The 25,625-nt window shown below is 73.2% G+C and carries 21 protein-coding genes and 1 pseudogene; 13 read left to right on the top strand and 9 right to left on the bottom strand.

Annotation, left to right across the window (positions count from 1 at the left end; translation table 11 throughout):
• Positions 1-306: pseudogene (locus tag ABZ805_RS23815) on the bottom strand (allophanate hydrolase); the annotation flags it as partial.
• Entirely contained in the window at positions 303-1,202 is a 900-nt protein-coding gene (locus tag ABZ805_RS23810) for a carboxyltransferase domain-containing protein (RefSeq protein ID WP_358444288.1), read from the bottom strand. The gene ABZ805_RS23810 and the pseudogene ABZ805_RS23815, both read right to left, overlap by 4 nt.
• 344 nt (positions 1,203-1,546) lie before the next feature.
• Here ABZ805_RS23810 and ABZ805_RS23805 point away from each other — a divergent pair, with 344 nt between their 5' ends.
• A complete protein-coding gene (locus ABZ805_RS23805) occupies positions 1,547-2,362 on the top strand; it encodes a 5-oxoprolinase subunit PxpA (RefSeq protein ID WP_358444285.1) in 816 nt (271 codons plus the stop codon).
• A gap of 37 nt (positions 2,363-2,399) precedes the next feature.
• On the opposite strand, the gene ABZ805_RS23800 is transcribed toward ABZ805_RS23805, so the two are convergent.
• Complete coding sequence (locus tag ABZ805_RS23800; protein WP_358444282.1) at positions 2,400-3,335, bottom strand: nitrilase-related carbon-nitrogen hydrolase; 936 nt, start codon at positions 3,333-3,335, stop codon at positions 2,400-2,402.
• Between the two features lie 23 nt (positions 3,336-3,358).
• Complete coding sequence (locus ABZ805_RS23795; protein ID WP_358444279.1) at positions 3,359-4,600, bottom strand: glutamate decarboxylase; 1,242 nt, start codon at positions 4,598-4,600, stop codon at positions 3,359-3,361.
• A 562-nt stretch (positions 4,601-5,162) separates the two neighbouring features.
• Between ABZ805_RS23795 and ABZ805_RS23790 the strand changes: the two genes are divergently transcribed.
• Together ABZ805_RS23790 and ABZ805_RS23785 are read left to right on the top strand one after the other, a co-directional pair.
• Positions 5,163-5,657 carry a LuxR C-terminal-related transcriptional regulator gene (locus ABZ805_RS23790; protein ID WP_358444276.1) on the top strand — a complete coding sequence of 165 codons (495 nt, stop codon included), beginning with the start codon at positions 5,163-5,165 and terminating at the stop codon, positions 5,655-5,657.
• A gap of 65 nt (positions 5,658-5,722) precedes the next feature.
• On the top strand, positions 5,723-7,372 hold the full coding sequence (locus ABZ805_RS23785) for a PrsW family intramembrane metalloprotease (RefSeq protein ID WP_358444273.1): 1,650 nt from the start codon (positions 5,723-5,725) through the stop codon (positions 7,370-7,372).
• 74 nt (positions 7,373-7,446) lie between these two features.
• Here the strand turns inward: ABZ805_RS23785 and ABZ805_RS23780 are convergent, their stop codons facing one another.
• The 3 genes from ABZ805_RS23780 to ABZ805_RS23770 all read right to left on the bottom strand — a co-directional run bounded on the left by ABZ805_RS23780 (position 7,447) and on the right by ABZ805_RS23770 (position 10,915).
• A complete protein-coding gene (locus ABZ805_RS23780) occupies positions 7,447-8,961 on the bottom strand; it encodes a glycosyltransferase family 39 protein (protein ID WP_358444270.1) in 1,515 nt (504 codons plus the stop codon).
• A gap of 134 nt (positions 8,962-9,095) precedes the next feature.
• Complete coding sequence (locus ABZ805_RS23775) at positions 9,096-9,668, bottom strand: flavoprotein (RefSeq protein WP_358444268.1); 573 nt, start codon at positions 9,666-9,668, stop codon at positions 9,096-9,098.
• The gene (locus tag ABZ805_RS23770; RefSeq protein ID WP_358444265.1) at positions 9,665-10,915 is read right to left on the bottom strand and encodes a helix-turn-helix domain-containing protein; all 1,251 of its coding nucleotides are present in this window, start codon (positions 10,913-10,915) and stop codon (positions 9,665-9,667) included. The genes ABZ805_RS23775 and ABZ805_RS23770 overlap by 4 nt, the downstream gene beginning before the upstream one ends.
• A gap of 192 nt (positions 10,916-11,107) precedes the next feature.
• Here ABZ805_RS23770 and ABZ805_RS23765 point away from each other — a divergent pair, with 192 nt between their 5' ends.
• From ABZ805_RS23765 to ABZ805_RS23755, 3 genes are all read left to right on the top strand, one after another.
• On the top strand, positions 11,108-11,410 hold the full coding sequence (locus ABZ805_RS23765; protein WP_358444262.1) for a hypothetical protein: 303 nt from the start codon (positions 11,108-11,110) through the stop codon (positions 11,408-11,410).
• Positions 11,411-12,451: 1,041 nt separating this feature from the next.
• Positions 12,452-14,371 (top strand): 2-oxoacid:acceptor oxidoreductase subunit alpha, encoded by a 1,920-nt coding sequence (locus tag ABZ805_RS23760; RefSeq protein WP_358444259.1) that lies wholly within the window; start codon positions 12,452-12,454, stop codon positions 14,369-14,371.
• Positions 14,368-15,432, top strand: a complete 1,065-nt coding sequence (locus tag ABZ805_RS23755; RefSeq protein ID WP_358444256.1) for a 2-oxoacid:ferredoxin oxidoreductase subunit beta — start codon at positions 14,368-14,370, stop codon at positions 15,430-15,432. The genes ABZ805_RS23760 and ABZ805_RS23755 overlap by 4 nt, the downstream gene beginning before the upstream one ends.
• Positions 15,433-15,462: 30 nt before the next feature.
• On the opposite strand, the gene ABZ805_RS23750 is transcribed toward ABZ805_RS23755, so the two are convergent.
• Entirely contained in the window at positions 15,463-16,233 is a 771-nt protein-coding gene (locus ABZ805_RS23750; protein WP_358444253.1) for a phosphatase PAP2 family protein, read from the bottom strand.
• 68 nt (positions 16,234-16,301) lie between these two features.
• Complete coding sequence (locus ABZ805_RS23745; protein ID WP_358444250.1) at positions 16,302-17,036, bottom strand: ANTAR domain-containing protein; 735 nt, start codon at positions 17,034-17,036, stop codon at positions 16,302-16,304.
• Positions 17,037-17,193: 157 nt separating this feature from the next.
• Between ABZ805_RS23745 and ABZ805_RS23740 the strand changes: the two genes are divergently transcribed.
• The 7 genes from ABZ805_RS23740 to ABZ805_RS23710 all read left to right on the top strand — a co-directional run bounded on the left by ABZ805_RS23740 (position 17,194) and on the right by ABZ805_RS23710 (position 25,582).
• On the top strand, positions 17,194-17,961 hold the full coding sequence (locus ABZ805_RS23740; RefSeq protein ID WP_358444247.1) for a polysaccharide deacetylase family protein: 768 nt from the start codon (positions 17,194-17,196) through the stop codon (positions 17,959-17,961).
• A gap of 185 nt (positions 17,962-18,146) precedes the next feature.
• Positions 18,147-19,541 (top strand): nucleotide sugar dehydrogenase, encoded by a 1,395-nt coding sequence (locus ABZ805_RS23735; RefSeq protein ID WP_358444244.1) that lies wholly within the window; start codon positions 18,147-18,149, stop codon positions 19,539-19,541.
• Between the two features lie 27 nt (positions 19,542-19,568).
• A complete protein-coding gene (locus ABZ805_RS23730; RefSeq protein WP_358444241.1) occupies positions 19,569-20,891 on the top strand; it encodes a carboxylate--amine ligase in 1,323 nt (440 codons plus the stop codon).
• A complete protein-coding gene (locus tag ABZ805_RS23725) occupies positions 20,888-22,117 on the top strand; it encodes an NAD(P)-binding domain-containing protein (RefSeq protein ID WP_358444238.1) in 1,230 nt (409 codons plus the stop codon). The genes ABZ805_RS23730 and ABZ805_RS23725 overlap by 4 nt, the downstream gene beginning before the upstream one ends.
• Positions 22,114-23,478, top strand: a complete 1,365-nt coding sequence (locus ABZ805_RS23720; protein ID WP_358444235.1) for a sugar transferase — start codon at positions 22,114-22,116, stop codon at positions 23,476-23,478. Before ABZ805_RS23725 ends, ABZ805_RS23720 begins: the two co-directional genes overlap by 4 nt.
• A complete protein-coding gene (locus tag ABZ805_RS23715; protein ID WP_358444232.1) occupies positions 23,475-24,611 on the top strand; it encodes a glycosyltransferase in 1,137 nt (378 codons plus the stop codon). Before ABZ805_RS23720 ends, ABZ805_RS23715 begins: the two co-directional genes overlap by 4 nt.
• Entirely contained in the window at positions 24,608-25,582 is a 975-nt protein-coding gene (locus ABZ805_RS23710) for an NAD-dependent epimerase/dehydratase family protein (RefSeq protein WP_358444229.1), read from the top strand. The genes ABZ805_RS23715 and ABZ805_RS23710 overlap by 4 nt, the downstream gene beginning before the upstream one ends.
• Positions 25,583-25,625: the final 43 nt, after the last annotated feature.

The following is a 25,625-nucleotide window of genomic DNA, read 5'->3' as shown; positions in this document are numbered from 1 at the left end:
CAGCACGTCCCCGGCGCGCACCGCGAGCGTCTCCCACGCCGGGACGGGCTCGCCATTGACGCGGGCCGGGGCGTCGGCGCCGGTGACGGCGATGCGGCGGTCGTCGGTGAATTCCAGCTCCGGGCCGATGTAGGTGGCCTCCAGCGCGGCGGTGCCCTCCGGGTTGCCCACCAGGAGGTTGGCCGCGCGGAAGGAGTACTGGTCGAGCGCGCCGGACGGCGGCATCCCGATCGCGTACCAGCCGTCGCGCCCGGCGTCCTGCACCGTCGTGGAGAGCCCTCCGGAGCGCACGATGACCTCGCTCATCCCAGCACCTCCAGCAACGTCCGGTTGAAGCCGTCCGGGTCCGCGAGGAACGCGGTGGGGGCGAACTCGACGTCCGCGGTGCGGTAGCGGAAGGTTCCCGCCGCCACCTCGGCCCGGATGCGGTCGTACTCGGCCCGGTCGATCGCGCGGTAGCGCAGGATGTCGCTCGGCCGCGGGAACGCGATGTTCTCGGCGAAATCCGGCAGCGATCGCGCCAGGTCGAACACCGGAGCGGGCGCGATTCCGAACAGTTGATATCCGCCCGCACCGCGCACCGGGTAGATCACCGAGAACGCGCCGCCGTACCCGAATGCGCGTTCCGGGGTATCGGTGCGCGGCCGCACGTACTTGGGCACTTCGATCTGCCGTTCGCGCGGGACCATCTGGTAGCAGAACGGCAATCCGGGAACGAATCCGAGCATGGTGACCAAGAACGGTGCGGACGTGATCGCATCGATCAGTTCCGGGGTTCCGCGGAATCCGTTGATCCGCGCCGCGTAGTCCAGATCGGTGCCGGTCGGGTCCTGGTGGTGGTCCCGGAAGCGCAGCAACGTCTCCCGGGTCCACGGGTCGTCGAACAGGATCGGCACGTCGACGATGCGGGTCGGGACCACGTGGCCGTCCGGCAGTTCGCCCGCGGTCGTCTCCAGTCTGCGCAGCTCATCGACCAGTTCAGCCGGGTGCAGCCGGTCCGGGTCGAGCCGGACCAGGTAGGAGGCGTTGGACGGGCAGATGTCGATGACGCCGTCGATGTCCTGCTCCCGCAACGCGCCGGTGATCGCCATCGCCTTGAGGTTCGCTTCCAGGCTCATTTCCTGATCGAGTTCGACGAACACGAATTCATCGCCGCCGAACTCGTACCTGGCGGGAGGCAGATGCGTGGTAGTCGCTGCCATGTCGACCTCCTCAACCGGTTTACGGAGGTGATCTGCCGTGGACCCGAGCATGCGCCGAAGTGATTCCCGGCGCAGAACCGGCGCTGAGAACTCCTTGGGCGGCCCGGGGAAAATCGCACGTTCGGGTCACCATAGCCCGCGGGCTGGGAAGATCGGTACGCGCGAACGCGTGCACCGGAATGGGCCGAAAGGGCGCGGCGAGATCGGGAGCGGAACGGCGGAGACGACCGAACGGGGCACTGCGCGGCCCGGGGCGCTGCGGGAAACTGGCCGGACCACCGGCGCGCGGCCGGGGAACACCGCAGGGCACCGGCCGCGGCCGGCAGCTGCGGGAGGTGGGTCCGGTGCAGGAACTGGTGGATCTCAACGCGGACGCGGGGGAGAGCTTCGGCCGGTGGAAGCTGGGTGACGACGAACGGGTGATCCCGTTGGTCACCTCGGTGAACATCGCCTGCGGCTGGCACGCGGGCGATCCGGCGACCATGCGGGAGTCGCTGCGCATCGCGCGCGACGCGGGCGTGGCCGCGGGCGCGCACCCCGGATTCCCCGACCTGACCGGTTTCGGCAGGCGCGCGCTGGCGATGAGCCCGCGGGAGGCGGCCGACGCGTGCCTGTACCAGTTCGGCGCGCTGCGGGCGCTGGCCGACGAGCTGGGCGTGCCGATCACCCACGTGAAGCCGCACGGCGCCTTCTACGGCCTCACCTCCCGCGAACCGGAGGTGGCCGCGGCGGTCGGCGAAGCCGTCGCCGCCGCGGCACCCGGAGTTCCGGTGGTGCTGCTGGCGGGGCCGACCGCGGACCGGGTCGCCGAGCGGGGCGTGCCAGTGGTGCGGGAGGCGTTCGCCGACCTGGACTATGACGAGACCGGGCGCATCATCATCGAACCGAACCCGGTCGCGAAGGACCCGCGGGCCTGCGCGGAGCAGGCGCTGGCGGTGCTGCGCGGCGCGGTCACCTCGGTCCGCGGCGGCGAGGTCCCGGTGGCCGCCGACTCGATCTGCCTGCACGGCGACCGGCCGAACGCGGCCGAGGTGGCCCGCGCGGTCCGGGACGCGCTGACCGCGGAAGGGGTGCGGCTCGCCCCGATGCGGGAGGTGCTGGCGGCGCGGGGAGCCGGTGCGGCCACCGAGGCGGGGAGGTCGGCGACCGCACCGGCGTGACCGGGGCCGGACCGGATGCCGCGGCCCGGCACCCGGGTCAATGGAGGGGCAGCAGCTCCTCCCGCAGCGCGACCCTGTTGTCGGTGAAGTGATCGCCTTCCGGGCTGAACGGCGCCACCTCGTCCGGCACGCAGTCGGCGAGCAGCAGGGCGTCGTCCCGGCGCTCGTCCGGCCCGGCCGCGATCAGCGGTGCGCCGTCCGGCGCCCACACCCCGGAGTTGCCGCGGTACTGCCACTGCCCGCGCTCCGAGGTCTCCCAGCCGCGCCGGTTCACGTACGCCACGAACACCCGCCACACCGCGGCCATCGCCGGGATGATGTGCTCGGTCGCGTCCGGGTACGGGACCTGGGTGGGCGTGCCGTCGTGCAGCGTGAAGTGGTGGTCGGCTGCGGTCGGGCCCACCACGAGCCGCGCCCCGCGGGTGACCAGGCTCTGGTACAGCGGCGGGAACTCGCACTCGTAGCAGTTGAGCAGGCCCACCGGGAACTGGTTCACCTTCACCACCGGCGGCAGCTCGGTGCCCGCGGTGAAGTTGATCCGCTCGGCCGCCCCGTACAGGTGGGTCTTGCGGTAGTTCGCGGCGAGCTCGCCGTCGACGACGAGCGCGATCGAGTCGTGCACGGTGCCCGCCGCGCGGTCGAGCTCGACGTAGGGCAGCACGATCGCCAGGTCGTGCGCGGCCGACAGCTCGCGGGCCGCTTGCACCGCGGTGCCGTTCGCGGGCTGGGCGAGGGCACGGGCTTCGGCGGCGCCCAGCGAGTAGCCGGTGGTGTAGCACTCGGGGAAGGCGCACAGCTGGGCCCGGTAGCGGGCGGCGACCTCGACGACCTCCTGCATCCGGTGCAGGTTCGCGGTCACCGCCTCCGAGGTGCCGACCGGGTTCTCGCCCTGGTACAGCGCGAGGCGCACGCCGGTGCCCGGCTGCGGGGGCCCGGACCGGGGGAGCTTGCAGGTGATGCGGATGGGGCGCAACGGTTTCGTCCTCTCTGCGGGGGTCAGGCAGGGGTGGTGATGGCGCCGGACAGGTAGCCGCGCACCGCGTCGAGCAGGTCCTCGGCGTGCCGCGCGGTGAACTCGTTGCGCACCACGATGCGCAGCACGTCGGTCCGCTGGCGGTCCGGCGGCAGCGCGTACACCGGCACCGACCAGCCGTGCGCGCCCAGGTGCCCGGCGAGCTCGCGCAACGTCCAGCGGTGCCCGCCCTCGCGCTGCGCCAGCACCACCACGGGCAGCTCCCGGCCGTCGCCGATGATCCGGAACGGGCCCATGCCGCCGAGCGCATCGGCCAGCGCGCTGGCGGTGCCGCGGCTGCGGGCGTGCATCGCGCGGAACCCGTCGAACCCGAACCTCAGGAAGTTGTAGTACTGCAGCACCACCGGCGCCGCCGAACGGGAGAAGCTCAGCTCGTGGTTGGCGCGCGTGCTGCCCAGGTAGTTGGTGTCGAAGCTGAGCCAGTTCGTGCGCGCCGCCGGGTCCCGCCACACGATCCACCCGAGCCCGGCCGGGACCATCCCGTACTTGTGCCCGGAGGCGTTGATCGACTGCACCCGCGGCAGCCGGAAGTCCCACGGCAGCTCCGGATCCAGGAACGGGGCGACGAAACCTCCGGAGGCGGCGTCCACGTGGATCGGAACGTCCACATCGGACTCGGCGGCGAGCGCGTCCAGCGCCGCGGACATCTCGGCTATCGGCTCGTAGCCGCCGTCGATCGTGGAACCCAGGATGCCGACCACGCCGATGGTGTCCGCATCGCAGCGCTCCCGCGCCTGCTCGCCGGTGAGGTGCAGCCCCGCGGGCCCGGCGGGGGCTATGCGTGGTTCGACCTCCCAGTAGCGGCAGAACTTGTGCCAGCACACGTGCGCGTTCGACCCGAGCACCAGGTTCGGCTGCCGCCCGGCGGTGTCCCCGCGGTGCCGCCACCGGCGCAGCAGCGAGGTGCCCGCCAGCAGCGCGGCCTCGCTGGAACCGGTGGTGGCGGTGCCGACGGCGGTCGACGGGTCCGCGTTCCACAGCCCCGCCAGGGTCTGCACGCACTGCCGCTCCAGCTCGGTCGCGCCCGGGTACTGGTCCCGGTCGATGAGGTTGTACGGCAGGTAGTCGCTGAAGAGCCGTTCGGCCTCCGGATCGAGCGCGCCGGTCAGGAACGTGGCCAGGTTCGACGTCGGGGTGATGTCGTCCCGGAGTTTGATCCGGACCGCGCCGGCCGCGGCCGAGGCGGTCCAGCCCTTGCCGGGCATCGCTCCCGGCGGTCGCGGGGGAGTCGTGGGTGGTGCGCTCACCCGGCTTGCCGCCTGCGGACACGACATGGCGAAGACCTCCTAGAGGAAGACTGCGACGTGAGTGCGCTGGGAACGCACTCGGGCGGTCGCACGGCCGACTGGAGCGGGAGGGATTGGGACGTGCGACGTTTCGAAATCTAGGTCCCGGGCGGCGGTGGCAAACATGGTCAGAAAGGCCTGCTCCGCACGTCCTGGGCCGCGGGTCCTGGTCCGCGCGAGCACCACCGAGATCGCTCGAACGTGTCGTTGATTGCGGCATCCGGGCGAAATCGGTGGCCGGTCGGTCACTTCTGCGGGGGTCGCTGACGACATAGCCAGTGGAGGCAGCGACCGGTCCGGTGCAGGTGGGAAGGCCTTGCCCGGTGGTGAAGCGTCGGCCTGCGACGGTGCGCGAAAGACCTGGTCACAGCGGTGGTGCGCGGTGATGCCCCGGTCCGGCACCGGAACGATCTCGCGTCGTCCGGGGCACCCGTGTGCCCGGTGGCGCAGCCGATGTCACCCGACCTGTGGGAGTCACCTGATGGCCAGTTCGTACCGGCGAGCCTTGGACACCGCGATCACCGCGATGATGCGCGAGGCGGTCGAGCACTCCGCGGCGCTCGAGCAGGTGCTCGGGCAGGTGAACCAGCTGGTGACCCTGCGGGTGCGCCTCGGCCACAACGGGCTGGTCGCCGGCGAGGTCTACCGGGACGCGCTGCAGCGCGCCGCCGGTGCCGGGACCGGTGGTGCGCCGAGCACGCAGGCGGCGCCGCTGCTGCAGCGGCTCACCCCGCGCGAGCACGAAGTGCTGGGTCACCTGGTCCGCGGCAGCTCCAACCGGCAGATCGCCCGGTCGCTCGGCATCTCCGAGCGGACCGTGAAGAACCACCTGCGCGCCGTGTTCACCAAGCTGGAGGTCGCCGACCGCACCTCCGCCGCGGTCAAAGCGCTCACCGCGGGTCGCGCACCCGAGCCGGGCGCCGCGGAACCCGGCACCGTCGAGATCCCGCGGCAGGGCACGGCGCCCCGCGGCTGACGATCGGCGGCGCGATCAGCGGGTACGGGCACCGGGCGGTGCGACGATCTTCTACTCTGCCGGACATGCCCGCGCTCAGCCCCAGCTCGATCCTCGAAGGCCGCAGCAGCGATCGCGTGCCGCTCCCGTTCATCATCGGGTTGATCGGGTGCGGCCTCTGCACGCTGCTGGCGGTGGCCTACTACCTGCTCACCGGTGGCGTGCTCAGCACCGTGCTGAGCGGGCTGCTGGCGCTCCCGACGGTGGTGGTGCTGGTCGCGCTGGTGCTGCTGATGGACCGGCTGGAACCGGAACCGCGGGTGAACCTGCTGCTGGCGTTCGCGTGGGGCGCCGGGGTCGCGATCGTCGGCTCGTTCCTGGTGAACACGCTCGGCGGGTCGCTGCTGCAGCCGGTGTACGGGCCGGAGCTCGGCCAGGTGCTGACCGCCTCGGTGATCGCGCCGGTGGTGGAGGAGAGCTTCAAGGGCTTCTTCCTGCTGCTGATGTTGTGGTTCCGCCGGTTCGAGATCGACGGGCCCACCGACGGCCTGGTGTACGCGGGGCTGTGCGCGCTGGGGTTCGCGTTCGTGGAGAACGTCCTCTACTACCAGAACGGGATCCTGGAGCAAGGGACCGCGGTGGCGAGCACGGTGCTGGTCCGCGGGGTGATCGCGCCGCTGGGGCACCCGATCTACACGGCGATGACCGGGCTCGGCGTGGCCTACGCGGCGCGCAGCCGGGGCGCCGGGCGCGGGGTCGCCGTGGTCGGCGGCTGGGTGGCGGCGGTGCTGCTGCACTCGCTGTGGAACTTCTCCTCCGTGTTCGGCTACGGCGGGCTGGCGCTGGCGTACCTGGTGGAGCTCGGGGTGCTGGTGGTGCTGGTGCTGATCGTGATCCGGGACCGCAAGCGGATCGTCGGGCTGATCGACACCCACCTGCCGCCGTACATCCCGAGCGGGCTGGTGCACGAGGTGGACGTGCGGATGCTCGCGACCCTGAGCGGGCGCAGGCGGGCGCGGAGCTGGGCGCGGATGCAGGCGGGCCTGCCCGGGGCTCGCGCGATGGCGGACTACCAGCTGGCGGCCACCGAGCTCGCGCTGCTGCACGACCACGCGACGCGGGCGACGATCCCGGTGGGGCTGTTCCACTCGCGGCGGGACGCGATCCTGGGGCTGATGCGGGTGGCGCGGGACGCGTTCTTCCGGCGCAGGCCGTTGCCGCAGGTGGCGGCACCGCCGTGGGCCGGGGCGCACCAGTCCGGCTTCTTCCGGACCTCGGAGCTGCGGACGACGAAGATGCCGACGTACCGGCCCGCACCCGCACCGCCGCCTCCGCCGCCGGGTCCGCTCGCGGCCCTGCGCACCCGGAAGATGCGGACGATGCCCGCCGACGGGCGACCGGGGACTCCGCCGGGCGGTGCCCCGCAGCAGCCTCCGGCGTCGGAGGCGCCGACCGCGCGGCACCCGAACACCCGGCAGCGGAACGATCACGGGCGGGACGCGCAGCAGGGCAACGCCCGGTTCGGGAACCGGCAGCCCGCGACCCAGCAGCCCGCGAGCCCGCAGCCCGCGAGCCCGCAGCGCTCGAACCAGCAGCCGCCGAACCAGCAGCGGCCTGCCCCGCCGCAACCTGGTCCGCAGCAGAACCCCCAGCAGCAGGGTCCGCAGCAACCCGGCCCCCAGCAGCGGCCCCCGGGACCACCGGCCCCGCCGCCGAACCGACCGCCCCGATCCTGAGCAACGCCCAGGTCAATGGCCCATTCCCCCGAACGCGCTGGGCGAATGGGCCATTCACCTGCGGTGGGTGGCGGTCAGCCGGTGCGGATCCGCGGCCACAACCGGGACCACGGTTGCGCCGGGCCCGAGTAGTGCCGCACCGACACGCCCTGCGCGAGGTTCACCAGCGACCCGGTCCGGACCTGCGCGACCGCTGCGCTTTCCGCGAAGTACGGCGCGAGCGGCTCCGCGGCACCCACGTACAGCAGCTCGGTGGCGCCGTCCGGTGGAGCACCGAAGAACCAGTACCCGCGGTTCGGGCTGTGCACCGGAGGCAGGCCCGCCGCGGGGCCGAGGACGTCCAGCGCCGCCGCCAGGTGGTAGGTCTCGGCGACGATCGCGGTGCGTTCCCGCTGCTCGGGCGGCAGCGAGCGGTAGGCGTCGGCGACGGTCCGGGTCAGCTCCGGCCACCCCGTCTCGTACATCCGGCTGTAGGAGGCCAGCTGCGGGTGCCGGGCCGCCACCGGGAGCGGGGTGATCGGCAGCAGCGCCAGCGGCACCACCGCCGAGACCGCGAACGCGGGCCACACCACCCACGACCACCGCGCGGTCGCCCGCTGCCGGAACCCGATGGCCCCGGCGGCGAACACCAGCCCGTAGAGCCCCGAGAGGTAGTTCGGCCGCCCCGCCGCCAGCAGGTGGAAGGCGGTGAGCAGCAGCACCGCCCAGCCGAGGAACCGCACGTGCCGCAGCTGCTCGTCCCGCAGCAGGCACCAGGTCCCGAAGCAGCACAGCGCCGCCCCCACCACGGGCCCGGCGTAGAGCAGCACCGCGGGCGGCAGCAGGAGCCGGTCGTTCTCGCCGCCGACGACGCCTGCCATGTCGACGGCGGGCCAGCCGTGCCCGACCTGCCACACCAGCGCGGGTACCGCGGCGACCGCGGCGAGCGCCGCCCCGGCCCACAGCGCGGGGCGCCGCAGCAGCTCGCGCGGCCCGGCGATGAGCACGCCGAGCAGCAGCGCCGCGCACAGCAGCACGATCTGGAACTTCGTCTGCACCCCGACCGCGGCGACGGCCCCGGCGAGCAGCAGCAGCCGGTCCCGCCGGATCCCGGCCCGGTGCAGCCGCACCCAACGCGCCACCGGCCACAGCACCGCGAGCCACTGCGCGGGCTCCACCGTCGCGGCGGCCAGCCAGTGCCCGCTCAGCAGCAGCCACGGCGACAGCGCGCACGCGGCGGCGGCGATCACCTGGGCGCGCCGGTCGGCGCCGAGCTCGCGGGCCAGCAGCGCGGTGCCCGCGATGCCGAACGCGGCGATCAGCGCGGCGGGCGACCGCAGCGCGAGCAGCGAACCGGGCGCGGCCGAGTCGATGGCGGCGGCCAGCAGCGGCACCAGCGGCTGCTGGTCCATGTAGCCCCAGTCCAGGTGGTGCTTGCCGGCGGCGATGAAGTACAGCTCGTCGGACAGGTACCCGTAGCGCCCGCTGATCAGCACCAGCAGCAGCGCGGTGAGCCCGGCGAGCAGCAGCACCGGCCCGCGGGCGAACGGCGGCGGTGCGGTGGCCGCGCCGCCGGTCGCGGCGCAGGTCCGCTCGGTCGGTACCGGCACCCGTCCTCCCCTCGTCGCGCGGCCGCTGTCCCGGCGCGGCGCGAGTCTAGGTGCGGTGCCGGTGCGGGCGCGGCGACCCGCCCGGGGCGGTCAGCGGCCGTGGTGCCGGTGGCCGTGATCGCAGGGACGGGGTGTCAGGGACGGGGCTGCCAGGGGTGGGCGAGGAAGGTCCGCCACGCCAGCTCCCACGGGAACCGGTGCAGGTGCGCTTCGCCGGTGCCGGGCTCGTGCTGCTCGTAGACCTCGGGCCCGGCGAGCACCTCGACGCCCCAGCCGCCGAGGCGGCGCATCGCCTCCTGCACGGCCGGGAACGAGATCTGCGCCCGGTTGGAGAACGGCATCGCCACCACCGGCTGCCGCTTGCCGACGGCTTCCACCAGCAGCCCCAGCGGCAGCGTGTCGGAGATGCCCGCCGCCCACTTCGCGAGGCTGTTGCAGGTGATCGGCGCGGCGATCATGCCGTCGGCCGGTGGCAGTTCGTCGGCCGCGGCCGGGTCCTTGTACTCGCTGCGCACCGGGTGCCCGGTCTTCGCCTCGAGCGCTTCGACGTCGAGGAACCGCCTCCCATCGGGGGAGGCGACCACGCACACCTCCCAGGCGTCCGCTTGCGCGAGCTCCACCAGGCGCCCGACGTCGCGGGCCGCGGGTGAGCCCATCGCGAGCGCGTAGAGCACGGGTCTGCCGTCGTCGAGCACGGTGCCGCTCACCGCCGGATGCCGCACCAGGCGGCGAAGTGGGACAGGCTGTTGGTGGAGCGGGCATCGCTGGCGGCCAGCGACTGCACCGTCTCGTGCACCTGCGGGTGGTACCGGGTCAGCTGGGGCGCGATCCGCCGCGCGGTCTGCAGGCATTCCAGCGAGCGCCGCCGGTCGCCGTGCAGCAGCCAGCCCCGGGAGAGGTCGATCCAGTAGTGCCCGCTGCGGCTGGGCGCAGTGTGCTCGGGCAGCTGCACGGTGGCGGCCCTGGTGACGGCGGTGGTGCCGTCGGCGAGTTCCACCGGGACCGCGACGGCGTGGATGTCGACGTTGGTGGCGCCGAACTTGGTGCCGTAGTGGTTGGCCTCGTCCTGGCCGTCGACGACCATCGCGCGCGCTTCCCGCAGGTGGCCGTCCGCGAGGTCGGCGTCGGCGGTGCGCGCGGCCATGATCGCCGCGCGCAGGTGCACCGCGCCGCGCACCGCCGAGGTCGCCGGGGTCTCCGGTTCCGATTCGATCAGGCCCAGCGAGCGGTCCAGGGAGCGCAGGCCCGCGTTGTAGGAGCCGTCGAACAGCAGCACCAGCGCGTGGTTCCACTCCGCCACCGAGCCGCGCACCGGGTCGGCGCCGCGGGCGGAGGCCGCGCGAGCCCGCTCGTCGGCCAGGTGGCACAGGTCGAGGTGCCCCAGCCGGTACAGCGCGATCATCGTGTAGGAGTACGCGGTCGCGAGCAGTTCGTGCACCGCGGTCTCGTCCGGGTGCGCCCGCGCCGCGTGGTGCAGGTGCCGGAGCACGTCGGGCAGCGCCTGCACCGCCTCGGCGTGCCGGGTGCGCCGGTCCCACTCCTTGATCCGGGCCACGTCGGCGCGCAGGTCGGCGATGCTGCGCGGGTCGGCGTCGAGCTGCGGGTCGTCGCCTTCGACCAGTGCCTGGCGCAGCGCGGGCACGCCCGCCTGGTCCGAGGACGGTCCGGCGAGGCGGCTGTGGTGCGGCTGCTCGGTGAGGTCGGTGATGTTGATGGACAGCGCCCGTGCGACCGCGGCCACGAAGGAGTGGCTGGCGGCGCGTTCGCCGCGCTCCACCTTGCGCAGCAGCGAATAGGAAACCGCTGCCCGCACCGACAGCGCCCGCTGCGTCACGCCGTGGATCTTGCGGAGTTCGGCGATGCGGGAACCGATGCGAGTCGGATTGTCGTTCTCGACGTCGTCGCCGGGACCCTCCGGCGAGAGGTCGGTTTCCATGCCGTTTCCGTGCGTCATGCTGTCTTCCCCCTTGTACGCCTCGCTCACGAAACCTGATCGGACGCGCGAGGGCAATCGGAACTCGGCGGGTGTGGCGATTGTGTGGCACTCCGATATCCGATTTCGGTCCACTGTCAGCCTATGCGATCAGCAGCTGAGAATCGGCGCGCATTCCTCGATTCCCGCCCGGACGGCGCGGGAGAGGACACGATGAAGGGGGGTGTTGCGGCGTCCGCGGTGCGGGCCTACCCGGAGCTGGCGGGTCTCACCGACCTGCGAGCGGCCGGGTGGTCGTTCCGCGCCGTGGCGGACGACGAGGGGGAGATCGGTGGCCTGGTCGGCTGGAGGGACACCGCGACCTGCATGGACGTGCTGTGGATCTTCGACCAGGACGAGTGCCGCGCGGCGCGGATCATGCCCGCCGCGACCGCGGCTCCGGGGGAGCTGGTGTGGAGCCGGACGGGGGATCTGGCGACCTGCGTGGCGGCCCTGCTGGGGCTGCCGGGGGCCTGACCGGACGATCCGGTTCCTGGGAGTTCGTGAACGACCCGGCCATGGGGGTGGCCGGGTCGTTCGCTTTCCCGGGTGCGTTCCGCGGGGCGCGACCGCGCCTATACCTACTAAAGAAGTCACTCGTTAGGACTAAAACGCGGGCGCGCGGACTACTGCTTCAGGGGAATGATCGGCGTCACATCGATGACTCGCCCGACCTGTCGTTGCGAATTCTTCGCGCCCCTCGTGGCGGTGCCTTGCGATCATTTCTTCGCGAGGGGTCCCCCCGGGGATGCCGAACGGGGTTCGGGTGAACGGTCGGGCTTCCCTGAAATGAAATGAAGGGAAATCAGGAATCGGCGCCGGGAGAATTGCGCTGAGACCGATCGTCGATTCCCCGGTTCGCATTCGAGAACGGCGCCGCCGAGCCGGTCGCGGCATTCCGGTGCGCGGGCGGAGTCTGCGGTGCGGGCGGCGCGCGCAGCGGTGCGGATCCGGTCGCCGCACGGTCGGAGTCGCGGTCGCCGGGAGGTGCCGGGCGTCCGGACCGGACGGCTTCGCGGCTGGTCGCGGGTGGTGCGGGTGGAGTGCCGTCGGCGAAGCCGCCCGGGGGTCCGGCGGCGGCCGAATGCCGTCGGGGCGGATGTCCGCCGGTGCCGGTTTCGCGCGGCGTGTCGGCCGGGAATGCCGGAGTGTCGCGCTGGAGGCGTACCCGCGGTGACGGATCGGTGACGGAGTGCTCGACCATTCCGGGAGCGACGTCCGGCGTCCCCGGGAATCGCGGTGGAGGGGTCGCCACGGGCGCGGTCTTGATCGGGTGCGGGCGGGTTCGCGTCGTTTCGGCCGACGCCCGCTCTTATTTAACCCGGGAGTAGTGAATCGTCACCGGGAAGACGTCTCGAGAACATCTCGGGAATTCATGTTAGCCGACCCGCCGCAGGCGTCCAGTCCTTGATGCGTCCGGGTGATCGGCGTAGGAACACCACGCCGAGCTGTATCGTGCGTCACAGGGCGGCCGAGTGGCTCGCGGGCTCGCCCGCGGCCGGAAGGGGAACGGGTGCAGTGGTGAGTACGAACGGGCACCAGCCTCCGCAGCGACCGGAGGCCGGTCCGGCCTCGAACGGCTCGGCGGCACCACCGCGCAAGCTCAACCGCGTGGTGATCCGCTTCGCAGGCGACTCCGGCGACGGCATGCAGCTCACCGGCGACCGCTTCACCTCCGAAGCGGCGGCCTTCGGCAACGACCTGGCGACGCTGCCGAACTTCCCGGCCGAGATCCGGGCCCCCGCGGGCACGCTGCCCGGGGTCTCCAGCTTCCAGCTGCACTTCGCCGACTACGACATCCTCACCCCCGGCGACCGGCCCGACGTGCTGGTCGCGATGAACCCGGCGGCGCTGAAGTCGAACCTCGGGGACCTGCCGCCCGGCGGCACCCTCATCGTCAACACCGACGAGTTCACCAAGCGGAACCTCACCAAGGTCGGCTACGCGCAGAACCCGCTCGAATCGGGCGAGCTCGAACCGTACGTGGTCCACCTGGTGCCGATGGCCGAGCTGACCCGGGGCGCCGCCGAACCGGCCGGGGTGGGGCGCAAGGACGCCGAACGGGCCAAGAACATGTTCGCGCTCGGCCTGCTCTCCTGGATGTACCACCGGCCCACCGACGGCACCGAGCGGTTCCTGCGGGAGAAGTTCGCGAAGAAGCCCGACATCGCCGAGGCGAACGTGCTGGCCTTCCGCGCCGGCTGGAACTACGGCGAGACGACCGAGGCGTTCGCGGTCACCTACGAGGTGGCGCCCGCGACGCTGCCCCAGGGCACCTACCGGCAGATCACCGGGAACGTGGCGCTGGCCTACGGGCTGGTCGCGGCCGGGCAGCGCAGCGGGCTGCCGGTGTTCCTCGGCACCTACCCGATCACCCCGGCCTCGGACGTGCTGCACGAACTGGCCAAGCACAAGAACTTCTGCGTCACCACGTTCCAGGCCGAGGACGAGATCGCCGGGGTCGGGGCCGCGCTCGGCGCCTCCTTCGGCGGCTCGCTGGGGGTGACGACGACCTCCGGGCCGGGGCTGGCGTTGAAGTCGGAGACGATCGGGCTCGCGGTCACCCTGGAGCTGCCGCTGCTCGTCTGCGACATCCAGCGCGGCGGCCCGTCCACCGGGCTGCCCACCAAGACCGAGCAGGCCGACCTGCTGCAGGCGCTGCACGGCCGCAACGGCGAATCGCCGGTGCCGGTGCTCGCCCCGCGCTCCCCGGCGGACTGCTTCGACGTGGCGCTGGAGGCCGCCCGGATCGCGCTGGCCTACCGCACTCCGGTGCTGCTGCTGTCCGACGGCGCGGTCGCCAACGGTTCCGAGCCGTGGCTGATCCCGGACATCACCACGCTGCCGGACCTGCGGGTGCGGTTCGCGGCCGAACCGAACGCGCCCGACGGTTCCGGCGAGTTCTGGCCGTACGTGCGCGACCCCGAGACCCTCGCCCGCGAGTGGGCGGTGCCGGGCACTCCGGGCACCGAGCACCGCATCGGCGGGCTGGAGAAGGCCGACGGCTCCGGCGCGATCTCCTACGACCCGGACAACCACGACCGGATGGTGCGGCTGCGCCAGGCGAAGGTCGACGGCGTCGAGGTGCCGGAACTGGCGGTGGACGACCCGACCGGGGACGCCCGGGTGCTGGTGCTCGGCTGGGGTTCCTCGTACGGGCCGATCGGCGCCGCCTGCCGCCGCGTCCGCGGACTCGGCATGCCGGTCGCGCAGGCGCACCTGCGGTACCTGAACCCGATGCCCGCGAACCTCGGCGAGGTGCTGCACCGCTACGCCCGGGTGATCGTGCCGGAGATGAACCTCGGCCAGCTCGCGATGCTGCTGCGCGCCCGCTTCCTGGTGGACGTGCACAGCCACACCAAGGTCGCGGGCCTGCCGTTCCAGGCGGAAGAACTCCAGAACGTGCTCACCGATGTGCTGCGAGGGGTGTCTGCGTGACCACGACGGACCTCGGACTGCCGGAACTGGGCGGCCTGCACGGCGTGCCCACCAGCGACGAGAAGCAGACCGCGAAGGACTACAAGTCCGACCAAGAGGTGCGGTGGTGCCCCGGCTGCGGGGACTACATCGTGCTCAACGCGGTGCAGAGCTTCCTGCCGACGCTGGGGCTCAAGCGGGAGAACATCGTGTTCATCTCGGGCATCGGCTGCTCCAGCCGGTTCCCGTACTACATGAACACCTACGGGATGCACTCCATCCACGGCCGCGCCCCGGCCATCGCCACCGGGCTCGCCACCCAGCGGCCCGACCTGTCGGTGTGGGTGGTGACCGGGGACGGGGATGCGCTGTCCATCGGCGGCAACCACCTGATCCACGCGCTGCGGCGCAACGTGAACCTGAAGATCCTGCTGTTCAACAACCGGATCTACGGGTTGACGAAGGGCCAGTACTCGCCGACCTCCGAGGTCGGGAAGGTCACCAAGTCCACGCCCGCCGGTTCGCTGGACACGCCGTTCAACCCGGTGTCGCTGGCGCTGGGCGCGGAGGCGAGCTTCGTGGCCCGCACCCTCGACTCGGACCGGGCGCACGTCACCGAGGTGCTGCAGGCCGCCGCCGAGCACCGGGGCAGCGCGCTGGTGGAGATCTACCAGAACTGCCCGATCTTCAACGACGGCGCGTTCGACGTGCTCAAGGACAAGGAGGAGAAGCAGCGGCGGCTCATCCCGCTGCGCCACGGCGAACCGGTCGTGTTCGGGCCGGAGGACGCGCGGCAGGCGGTGGTCCGCGGACCGGAAGGTGACCTGCGCGTCGCCGAGCTCGACGCGGTGGACTCCGGGCAGGTGGTGGTGCACGACGCCGAACGGGAGGACAGCTCGTTCGCCTACGCGCTGTCCCGGCTGGGCGGGGTGAACCTGGATCCGACGGTGACCGGCGTGTTCCGCGCGGTCTCCCGCCCCACCTACGACGACGCGGCCCGCGCGCAGGTCGCCGCCGCCGCCGAGAACGACCCGCCGAACCTGCAGCGGCTCCTCACCGGCAACGACACCTGGACGATCTGAGCCCGCGAGCCCCGGGTGAGCGGTCGCCGCTCACCCGGGCCGCTTGCGGGCCACGAGGGCGTCGATCAAGCGGGGCAGGTGCTCGCCGAACAACCACAGGCTCAGCAGCAGCACCGTCCACGACGCGCCCAGCGCCCAGCCCGCCAGCACGTCCGTCGGCGAGTGCACCCCCAGCACCACCCGGCTGAACCCGGTGATCACCACGGCGAGCACGGCCGCGGCGAACCCGGCGCGGCGCGCCCACCGGGACCGCAGCAGCCGCAATCCGAACGCGCCCAGCATCAGGTACAGCGCCGCCGCGTGCGCCGAATGCCCCGAGGGGAAGCCGAAACCGTCCTCGGCGACGAGCGCGTCCACCACCTGCGGCCGCGGCCGCGCGATCATGATCTTGAACAGGTAGACGGCCAGCCCCGTCCCCGCCGAGGACACCGCGAGCAGCAGCAGCGGTGCCCACCGGTGCCGGGTGACGCCGATCAGCACGCCGATCGCCAGGCTCACCGGCAGCACCACCAGCACGTCCCCGAGCCAGGTCAGCACGGACAGCGCCCCCACCAGCGGCCCGGACCGCAGCGCCAGCGACACCCGCAGCAGGTGCTCGTCCACCCGCAGGACCGGGCCGCCCCGGTAGACCTCCTCGGCGAGCTCGGCGAAGCACCACACGCCCAGCGCGCTCAGCAGCAGCCCCACCGGGATCGGCAGCCACGGGTAGGCGGCGATCAGGTCGCGCACCCCCGCGCGCTCGACCGGCGGCTCGGCCCGATCGTCCTGGTGCTCCGGTTCGGAGCGGGGTGCCGCGGTCACTGCTCAACTCCTCGGCGTGGGGTGCGAATCCGGTCGATCCTACCGATCAGCGCGAAACGGACGGCCGATCAGGTCGCACCGGTCGTGCGGCGCACCACCCGCGCGGCGACCTCGCGCAACTTCACGTTGTGCCGCTGGCTCTGCTCGCGGAGCAGGTCGAAGGCCTCGTCCGGGGTGCAGCCGCGCTGCGCCATCAGGATGCCCTTGGCCTGGTCGATGTCGGCCCGGGAGGTCAACGCCTGCCGCAGCTGCTCGTCGAGCTGCTGCTTGTCGGCGTGCTTGAGCAGGCACCACAACCCGGTGGCGGCCAGGTCCGCGATGAGCCCGCCCAGCAGGAAGTCCGCCTCGTAGGCGTGCGGCGCCGCCGCGTAGTAGCTGATCACGCCCAGCGGCCGGTCCCCGACGAACATCGGCGCCGCGCAGCAGGACCCGATGCCCTGCTCGGCGGCCGCCGCCGCGAACTCCGGCCAGCGCGGCTCGTCGGCGGTGTCGGCGACCACGACCGCGGCCCGGGAGCGCAGCGCCTCCGGAACGGGGCCGGTGTCCGCCGCGTACTGCGACTGCTCCAGCGCGTTGTGTTCGGCGCGGTCCGGCACCAGCGACACCGGGTGCCCGTCGCGCAGCACCGTCACCCCGCACGAAGTAGTCGGTTCGTGCGCGCGGACCGCGAGCATCGCGGTCTCCCACACCACCTCGTCGACGGCATCGGTGGACAGCACGATCGAGGGCAGTTCGCCGAGCGAACCGACCAGGGCGGGCACCCCGCTCGCGAGGGATTCGTCCGCGTCCGCCCGCTGTTCCACCGCATCGCTCCCGTCGTCGCACGTCCTGGACCACGGCCAGTATTCCTGAGACGTCTCGTGCAGCCGCGGTACGGGAACTCACCCGTGCTACCGGTCCAGCGCCCGCCCGCCGCGTGCGACGGTCCGCCGAGGACCGCGACCAGGAAGGCGGCCGGCGATGATCCGGACTCAGCGAGCGGCCACCCGGCAGCGGGCGCCGCAGTCGTTCCCGTACGTGCTGATGTACCACTCGGTGTCCGAGTACACCGACGATCCGTACCTGGTGACGGTCGACCCGGCGCGGTTCGAGCGGCAGCTGCGGTGGCTGCGGGCCCGCGGCTGCACCGGGGTGTCGATGCGGGAGCTGCTGGCGGCGCGGCGGGCCGGGCGCGCCCGCGGGCTGGTGGGCCTCACCTTCGACGACGGCTACACCGACTTCGCCGAGGTGGTGCAGCCGCTGCTGCGGCGCTTCGGCTGGACGGCGACCGTGTTCGTGATCGCCGGGATGCTCGGCGGGCACAACCGGTGGGACCCGGCCGGACCGCGCAAACCGCTGATGACCGAGGAACAGGTCGCCGAGGTCGCCGCCGCCGGGATGGAGATCGGCTCGCACAGCGTGCAGCACCGCAGGCTCACCGAACTGGAACCGGCGGAGCTCGCCGCGGAGGTCGGCAAGAGCCGCCCGGTGCTGCAGGCCGTCTCCGGGCAGCCGGTCGACGGCTTCTGCTACCCGTACGGCGCGGTCGACGCGGCCGTCGTCGCCGCCGTCCGCGAAGCGGGCTACGGGTACGGCTGCGCGATCTGGCGTTCCCCGCTGTCCGGGCCGCACGCGCTGCCCCGCACCTACGTCGGCGACCGCGACGGAACGCTGCGGCTCGACGCGAAACGGGTCCGGCACGGCCTCGCGCACCGCACGGCGGATGCCGGATTCCTGCGGTTTCGGTAGGGGCGCTACCGCCGTTGGGGGAGCGGTCCGACCCCGCTGAGCTGCGATTCTGAAGCCCGCAACCGGCCGGCGCGGCGGATCGAGGTGGGGGCCGAGACCGCCGCGCCGGACACGGCGACACCGGGCACCGGCGGGCGGCGCACGCCCCGGCCCGGCAGGGGACACGCGCGATCGGGGGAGGAAACGTGACCCAGCATCACCTCGCGCTGGCGGTCAACGGGCGGGAACGCCAGCTGTCCGACCGGCTGGTGGCCTACCAGGACCGGTCGGAGGAGGACGCGGTCCGCCGCGCCACCGGGATCGACACCCCGCTGCCGGACGCCCGGCAGGGTTCGGTGGTGATCCTCGGGCTCGGCTACGTGGGGCTGCCCACCGCCTGCGGGCTCGCCGCCCGCCGCTCCCGCGTCGTCGGCGTCGACGTCAGCGGGCGGCGGCTGCGCGACATCGCCGACGGGGACGTGGACCTGCCGGACGGGGAGCGGGCGGTGCTGCGCGAGGCGCTGGCCGACGGGACGCTGCAGCTGGCCGAGGACCCGGCCGCGCTCACCGACGCCGACACCGTGGTGGTGTGCGTGCCGACGCCCGTCGACGACGAGCGGATCCCGGACCTGGCGCCGCTGCGGTCCGCCTGTGAGACCGCGGTGGCGCACGCCCGGCCCGGCCAGACGATCATCCTCACCTCCACCACCTTCGTCGGCACCACGCGGGAACTGCTGGTGGAACCGCTGCGGCAGCGCGGGCTGGCCGTCGGCAGCCAGGTGCACGTGGCGTTCAGCCCGGAGCGCATCGACCCCGGCAACCACGACCACTCGCAGCGGCACACCCCGCGCATCGTCGGCGGGGTCACCCCCGAGTGCTCGGCGCGGGCGGCGCGGATCATCGGGGATCTCACCGACTCGGTGTACCTGGTGAGCTCCCCGGAGGCCGCGGAGCTGACCAAGCTGTACGAGAACATCTTCCGCGCGGTGAACCTGGCGCTGGCCAACGAGATGGCCGACATCTGCGGCGCGCTGGAGCTGGACCCGATCGAGGTGACGATCGCGGCGGGCACCAAGCCGTACGGTTTCCTCGGCAGCTTTCCCGGGCCCGGCGTCGGCGGGCACTGCATCCCCTGCGATCCGCACTACCTGCTGTGGCAGCTGCGGGAGCGCGGCGTGGCCGCGCCGATGATCGACCAGGCGATGCGGTCCATCGACCTGCGCCCGGACCAGGTCGTGCGCCGCGCCGAGCAGCTGCTGGCCGCCGCGGGCACCGCGTCCGCCGGGGCGCGGGTGCTCATCGCGGGCGTGAGCTACAAGGCGGGCGTGCGGGACCTGCGGGAGTCCCCGGCCCTGCCGATCATCGCCGGGCTGACCCGGCTGGGAGCGGACGTGCGCTACCACGATCCGCTCATCCCCGAGGTCGTGCTGCCGGACGGGTCCGTGCTCGCCGGGGAACCGGAACCGCGCGGCGCGGACTGGGACCTGGTCGTGGTGCACACCGTGCACCCGGGGCTGGACTACTCGTGGGCGGGCGACTGCCCGCAGGTCCTCGACGCGACCTACCAGTTCGACCTGGCCCCGCACCGGCAGGTCGTGTGAGGGATGCGCGCCCCGGAACCGGCAGGCATGGACACCGCCACACCCGCGGTGGTGTTCAAGCTGGACCCGAACGTGCTGCACCACGGCGGGCTCGGGCTGATCCGCAGCCTGGGCCGCGCCGGGGTGCCGGTGTACGCGGTGCACGAGGACCCGATGGCGCCGGCCGCGCACTCCCGTTACCTGCGCGGCCGCTGGTGGTGGCGCCCGGAGCTCGCCGATCCGGAGCGGATCAACCTGGGGCTGGCGGCGCTGGCCGAGAAGCTCGGCAGGCCCGCGGTGCTGTTCCCCACCGACGACGCCGCCGCGATCCACCTGGCCGAGCACGGCGCGGCGCTGCGGCACTGGTTCCGCTTCCCGGACCCGCCGCCGGAGCTGCCGCGGGAGGTGGCGGGCAAGTTCACCCTGCAGGACGTGTGCCGGGACCTGGGGGTGCCGACCCCGCGCGCCGAACTCGTGCGCACCAGGGCGGAGGCCGCCGAGTTCGCCGCCGAGACCGGTTTCCCGCTGGTGGCGAAGCTCGCCACGCCGTGGACCTCCGGCGGGCGGGCGAAGGTCCGCAGCACCTCGATCCTGCGCACCCCGCAGGACCTGCGGGAGCTCGGCGAGGTGTGGGACGAGCAGGAGACCCGGGAGCAGCGGGCGGGCCTGCTGATGCTGCAGGAGTACGTGCCCGGCGGCAGCGGCAACGACTGGTTCTTCCACGCCTACCGCGGTTCCGGCGGCTGCCGTCCCGCGTTCACCGGCGTGAAGCTGCGTTCCTACCCGGCGCACGCGGGACTGACCACGCTGGGCCGCTGCCTGTCCAACACGGTGCTGCGCGCGCAGGCGACGGAGCTGTTGCGGCGCCTGGACTTCCGCGGCATCGCCGACCTGGACTTCCGGTTCGACCACCGCGACGGCAGCTACCGGCTGCTGGACTTCAACCCGCGGCTGGGCGCGCAATTCCGGTTGTTCCGCGATTCCGCGGGCATCGACGTGGTGCTGGCGGCGTACCTGGACCTGACCGGGCAGCCGGTGCCGGAGGGCCTGCCGCCGGTGGGCCGCCGGTTCCTGGTGGAGAACTACGACCCGCTCGGCGCCGTCGGCTACTGGCGCCGCGGTGACCTGGGACTGCGGCAGTGGGCGCGGTCGGTGTGGCGGGCGGACGAACTCGCGTGGTTCGCCCGCGACGACCTGGCCCCGTTCGCGCTGATGTGCGGGTGGATGGGCCGGCGCGCCCTCACCCGCCGGTTCGCGCCCCGCGCGGAGGCCCAGGTGGTGGAACCCCCGCGGTACCGCGAACGCGAGCGGGACGCGGTGATTCGGCAGCGGCGACGGTCGCCGTATGCGGTCGAGGAGGGACAGAGATGAACGACACCGTCGACGTCGCCATCGTGGGCGCCGGTCCGTACGGGCTGTCGCTGGCCGCGCACCTGCGGTCGGCCGGGGTCAGCTATCGGCAGTTCGGCATCCCGATGGACCTGTGGCGCAGCAGGATGCCGCGCGGCATGTTCTTGAAATCGCAGGGCTTCGCCTCGAACCTGTCCGATCCGGACCGGTCGCACACGTTGCGGAACTTCTGCCAGGAGATCGGGCACGGCTACGCCGACTACGGCGTGCCGGTGTCCCTGGAGAACTTCATCGCCTACGCCGACTGGTTCCGCGAGCAGCGCGGCCTGGAGGTGGAGGAGGTGCTGGTGTCCGATGTGGACCAGAAGGCCGATGGGTTCGAGCTGGCGCTGGAGGACGGCGGCACCGCGAAGGCCCGCTCGGTGGTGATCGCCGCCGGGGTGCAGCACTTCCCGCGCACCCCGGAGGTGTTCTCCGACCTGCCCGCCGAACTGTGCACGCACAGCTCCGAGCACACCGACCTGTCCGGCTTCGACGGCGCCGCGGTGCTGGTGGTCGGCGCCGGGCAGTCCGCGCTGGAATCGGCGGCGCTGCTGCACGAGCACGGTGCGGACGTGCGGCTGATCGCCCGCGCCCGGAACGTGGTGTGGAACGGGCGGCCGCTGCTGCCGGACCGGCCGCTGCTGCGCCGGGTGCGGGAACCGGAAGCGGGTCTCGGCTCCGGGCTGTCCACCTGGTTCTACTCCGAGCACCCCGACCTGTTCCGGCACCTGCCGGAGAGCCAGCGGGTGCTGCGGGCGCGCACCGCGCTCGGGCCCGCGGGCGGCTGGTGGCTGCGGGAGCGCGTCGAAGGGGTGCTGCCGGTGCACGTGGGGCACACCGTGGACTGGGCGAAGACCGTGGGCGACCAGGTGCGGCTGGGGGTGCGCACCTTCGGCGGCGGGGGCCGGGAGTTCACCGCCGACCACGTGATCTGCGCGACCGGCTACCCGCCGGACCTGGAACGGCTCGGGTTCGTGAACCCGCGGCTGCGGTCCCGGCTGCGGACGCTGGACCGCACGCCGCGGGTGGGCGCCGACTTCGAGTCCTCGGTGCCGGGCCTGTTCTTCATCGGTGCCGCCGTGACGCCGAGCCACGGCCCGGTGATGCGGTTCGTGTACGGCGCCGACCACGCGGTGCGGCGCGTCGGAGCCCGGCTGACCTCGACGTCCGGGGCGCGGCGGGTCCGGGCCGGGGCGGCCGGATGAGCATCACCGACCTGCGGTCCGGTCCCGGTCCGGTGCGGTGCCGGTGGCGCGCCCCGGAGCGGTCCGGGGCGCGCGCGGCACCGCGGCTGCTGCCGCTGGTGCTGTGGCCGCTGGTCGACGTGGTCGCGCTGACCGCGGTGGTGCTCGTGCTGGGCGTGCCCGCGCTGCTCGCGGCGCTGTACGTCGCGGCGGCGCTGGTGGCGGTGGGGATCGACGGCGGGCACCGGGCGCGGCTCTGCCTGCGCGTCGGCGACCAGGTGCCGCGGTTGGCGCTCGACGCCGCGGTGCCCGCCGCGCTGCTGCTGCCCTGGACCGGCGCCGGGGTGCTGGTGCCGGCCGGGGCGGGCGCGCTGGTGCTGGCCCGCATCGCCGGGGTCGCCGGGTTGCGGGCCGCGCACCGGCGCGGGCTGCTGGTGGAGGTGGTGCTGGTCGTGGGCGCCGGCGCCACCGGGGTGCGGATCTCCCGCGCGTTGCTGGAGCACCCGGAGCTGGGGCTGCGGCCGCTGCTGCTCGCCGACGACCCGGTGCTCGCCGCGGCGCCGGTACCGGGGCGGCCGCGGCAGCTGGCCGAGCTCGTGGCGCGGTACCGCGCCACCCGGGTGGTCCTGTGCGCCGCGGACACCGAAGCGGACCTGGTGGGCATCGTGCGGGACTGCCGCCCGCTGCCCGCCGCGGTGCACCTGGTGCCCGCGCTGCCGGAGCTGGGCGTGGCGGTGCCGTCGCGGCTGCTCGACGAGATCTGGGGGATTCCGCTGGTGCCGCTGCGCCGCTGGAACCACACCGCGGCCGCCGCCCTGCTCAAGCGCGCGTCCGACGTGCTGCTGGCCGGGGCGCTGCTGGTGGTGCTGGCACCGCTGCTGCTGGTGCTGGCCGCCGCGGTGCGGCTCGGCGGTGGCGGGGCCGCGCTGTTCCGGCAGCGCCGGGTCACCGGTCCCGGCCGGTCGGCGACCGTGGTGAAGCTGCGCACCGTGCCCGGCGGCACCGCGCAGGGCTGGGCGGTGCGCCCGGCCGACACGACGCGGCTGGGCCGCTGGCTGCGCGGCACGCACTTCGACGAGCTGCCGCAGCTGGGCAACGTGCTGCGCGGCGAGATGTCGGTGGTGGGACCGCGACCGGAACGGCCCTGCTACGCCGAGCGCTTCGCCCGCGAGATCCCGCGCTACCGGGACCGGCACCGGGTGCGCGGCGGCATGACCGGCTGGGCGCAGGTGCACGGCCTGCACGGGGACACCTCGATCCCCGACCGGGCCGAGTTCGACAACCGCTACATCGAGAACTGGACGCCGTGGCTGGACGTGGTGGTCGTGGCCAGGACGGTCGGCATCGTGCTGGCCACCGCGATGGGGGGAGACCAGGAATGAAGGTTCTGCACGTGATCACCGGTCTGGGGGTCGGCGGTGCCGAGCTGCAGCTCAGATCGATCCTGCAGCACACCCGGCACGACGCCGACGTGCTCGCGCTCTACAACCCGGGCGACGTCGCCGACATGATCACCGGGGACGGGGTGCGGGTCCGCGACCTCGGCATGACCAGCAACACCCAGCTGGGCGCGGTGCTGAGGATGCGTTCGCTGATCCGCGAGGGCGGCTACGACGTGGTGCACACCCACCTGTACCGGGCTTGCGTCTACGGCAAGCTCGCCGCCCGTCTCGCGGGCACGCCGGTGGTGGTCGGCACCGAGCACTCGATCGGCGAGACGCACCTGGAGCGCAGGCGGATGACCGCGGGGGTGCGCGGCCTCTACCTGGGCACCGACGTGTTCGCGCAGCGGACCATCGCGGTGTCGGAGACCGTGGCGGACCGGCTCGCGAACTGGGGGATGCGCGCCGAGAAGATCACCGTGATCCCGAACGGCGTCGACTTCGGCCGCGTCGCCTTCGACGCGGACGCGCGCTCGCGGGTGCGCGCCGAGCACGGCATCGACGACCGGGCGCACGTGATCGGGGTGCTGGGCAGGCTGGACGCGAACAAGCGCTTCGACCTCGTCATCGAGGCGTCCTCACCGCTGCTGGGCGAGGGGGCGAAGCTGCTGGTCGTCGGCGGTGGCGCCGAACGGGAGCGGCTGGAGCGGCAGGCGGCCGCGCTGGGCGTCGCCGACCACGTGGTGTTCGCCGGGGAACGCCACGACGTCTCCGCGATGCTGTCGGCGTTCGACCTGTTCGTGGCGTCCTCCAAGCAGGAGACCTTCGGGCTGTCGGTGCTGGAGGCGCTGGCCAACGGCATGCCGGTGCTGTACACGACCTGCCCGGCGCTGGAGGGCGTGCACACCGACCGGGCCCGGCAGGTCCCCGGCGACGTCGAGGGCATGCGCTCGGAGATCGCCGCCGAGGTCACCGACCGGCGCCCGCGCGGCGACGTGCCGGTGATCCGCGACCTGTACGGCATCGAGGCCGTCACCGGCCGCATCGACGACCTCTACGAGCGGCTGCGCTCCGGAGGCAGGCGCGGCGCGCCCCGGGAGCTGGCCACCGAGCAGGGCGGAGGGGTCCGATGAAGGCGCTGGTCACCGGAGCCGCCGGGTTCATCGGCTCGCACCTGGTGGAATGGCTGCTGGCCGACGGGAACACCGTGCTCGGGGTGGACGACCTCAGCACCGGCAGCAGGGAGAACCTGCCGGAGGGCGCGCCCGAGTTCCGCTTCGTGCAGGGCACCATCCTGGACGGCTCCCTCGTCGACGACCTGGTGTCCGAAGTAGACGTGGTGTTCCACCTGGCCGCCGCGGTCGGCGCCTTCGTCATCCAGGAGCGCACGCTGCGCAGCCTGCTCACCAACGTGCACGGCACCGAGAACGTGCTCGACTCGGCGCACCGCCACGGCGCGCGGGTGCTGGTCGCCTCCACCAGCGAGATCTACGGCAAGAACACCAAACCGGGGCTGGCCGAGACCGACGACCGGCTGATCGGCTCGCCGCTGAAGACCCGCTGGACCTACTCCGAGGCGAAGGCCATCGACGAGAGCCTCACCTGCTGCTACGTCCGGGAACTCGGGCTGGACGCGGTGATCGTGCGGCTGTTCAACACCGTCGGGCCCCGGCAGAGCGGCCGCTACGGCATGGTGATCCCGCGGCTGGTGAGCCAGGCGCTGCAGGACCGGCCGCTCACCGTGTTCGGCACCGGGCACCAGGTCCGCTGCTTCTGCCACGTGCAGGACGTGGTGCCCGCCCTGGTGCGGCTGGCCCAGCTGCCCGCCGCGAACGGCACCGCCGTCAACCTCGGCAGCACCGAGCAGGTGTCCATCATGGACTTGGCGAGCCGCGTGCTGGAGCTGACCGGATCCGGGGCGGGAGTGGTGAAGATGTCCTACGAGGACGCCTACGGCCCCGGCTACGAGGACCTGCAACGTCGCGTCCCGGACTGCGGTAAGGCCCGCGAGCTGATCGGGTTCCAGCCCGCGCACACCCTCGACGACATCATCCGCGCCGTCATCGACGAGCAGACGCGCGCCGCGCAGGTCGTCTCGGCGTGAGCGGGCGGCGATGAGCGACGACGGGGTGCGGGAAGGAGAACGA

Origin of the sequence: Saccharopolyspora sp. NPDC047091, from assembly GCF_040643635.1 — a bacterium.
GTDB lineage: Bacteria > Actinomycetota > Actinomycetes > Mycobacteriales > Pseudonocardiaceae > Saccharopolyspora_C.
Note: the sequence above shows the minus strand (reverse complement) of the source record. Positions and strands in the feature narration are given on the sequence as shown.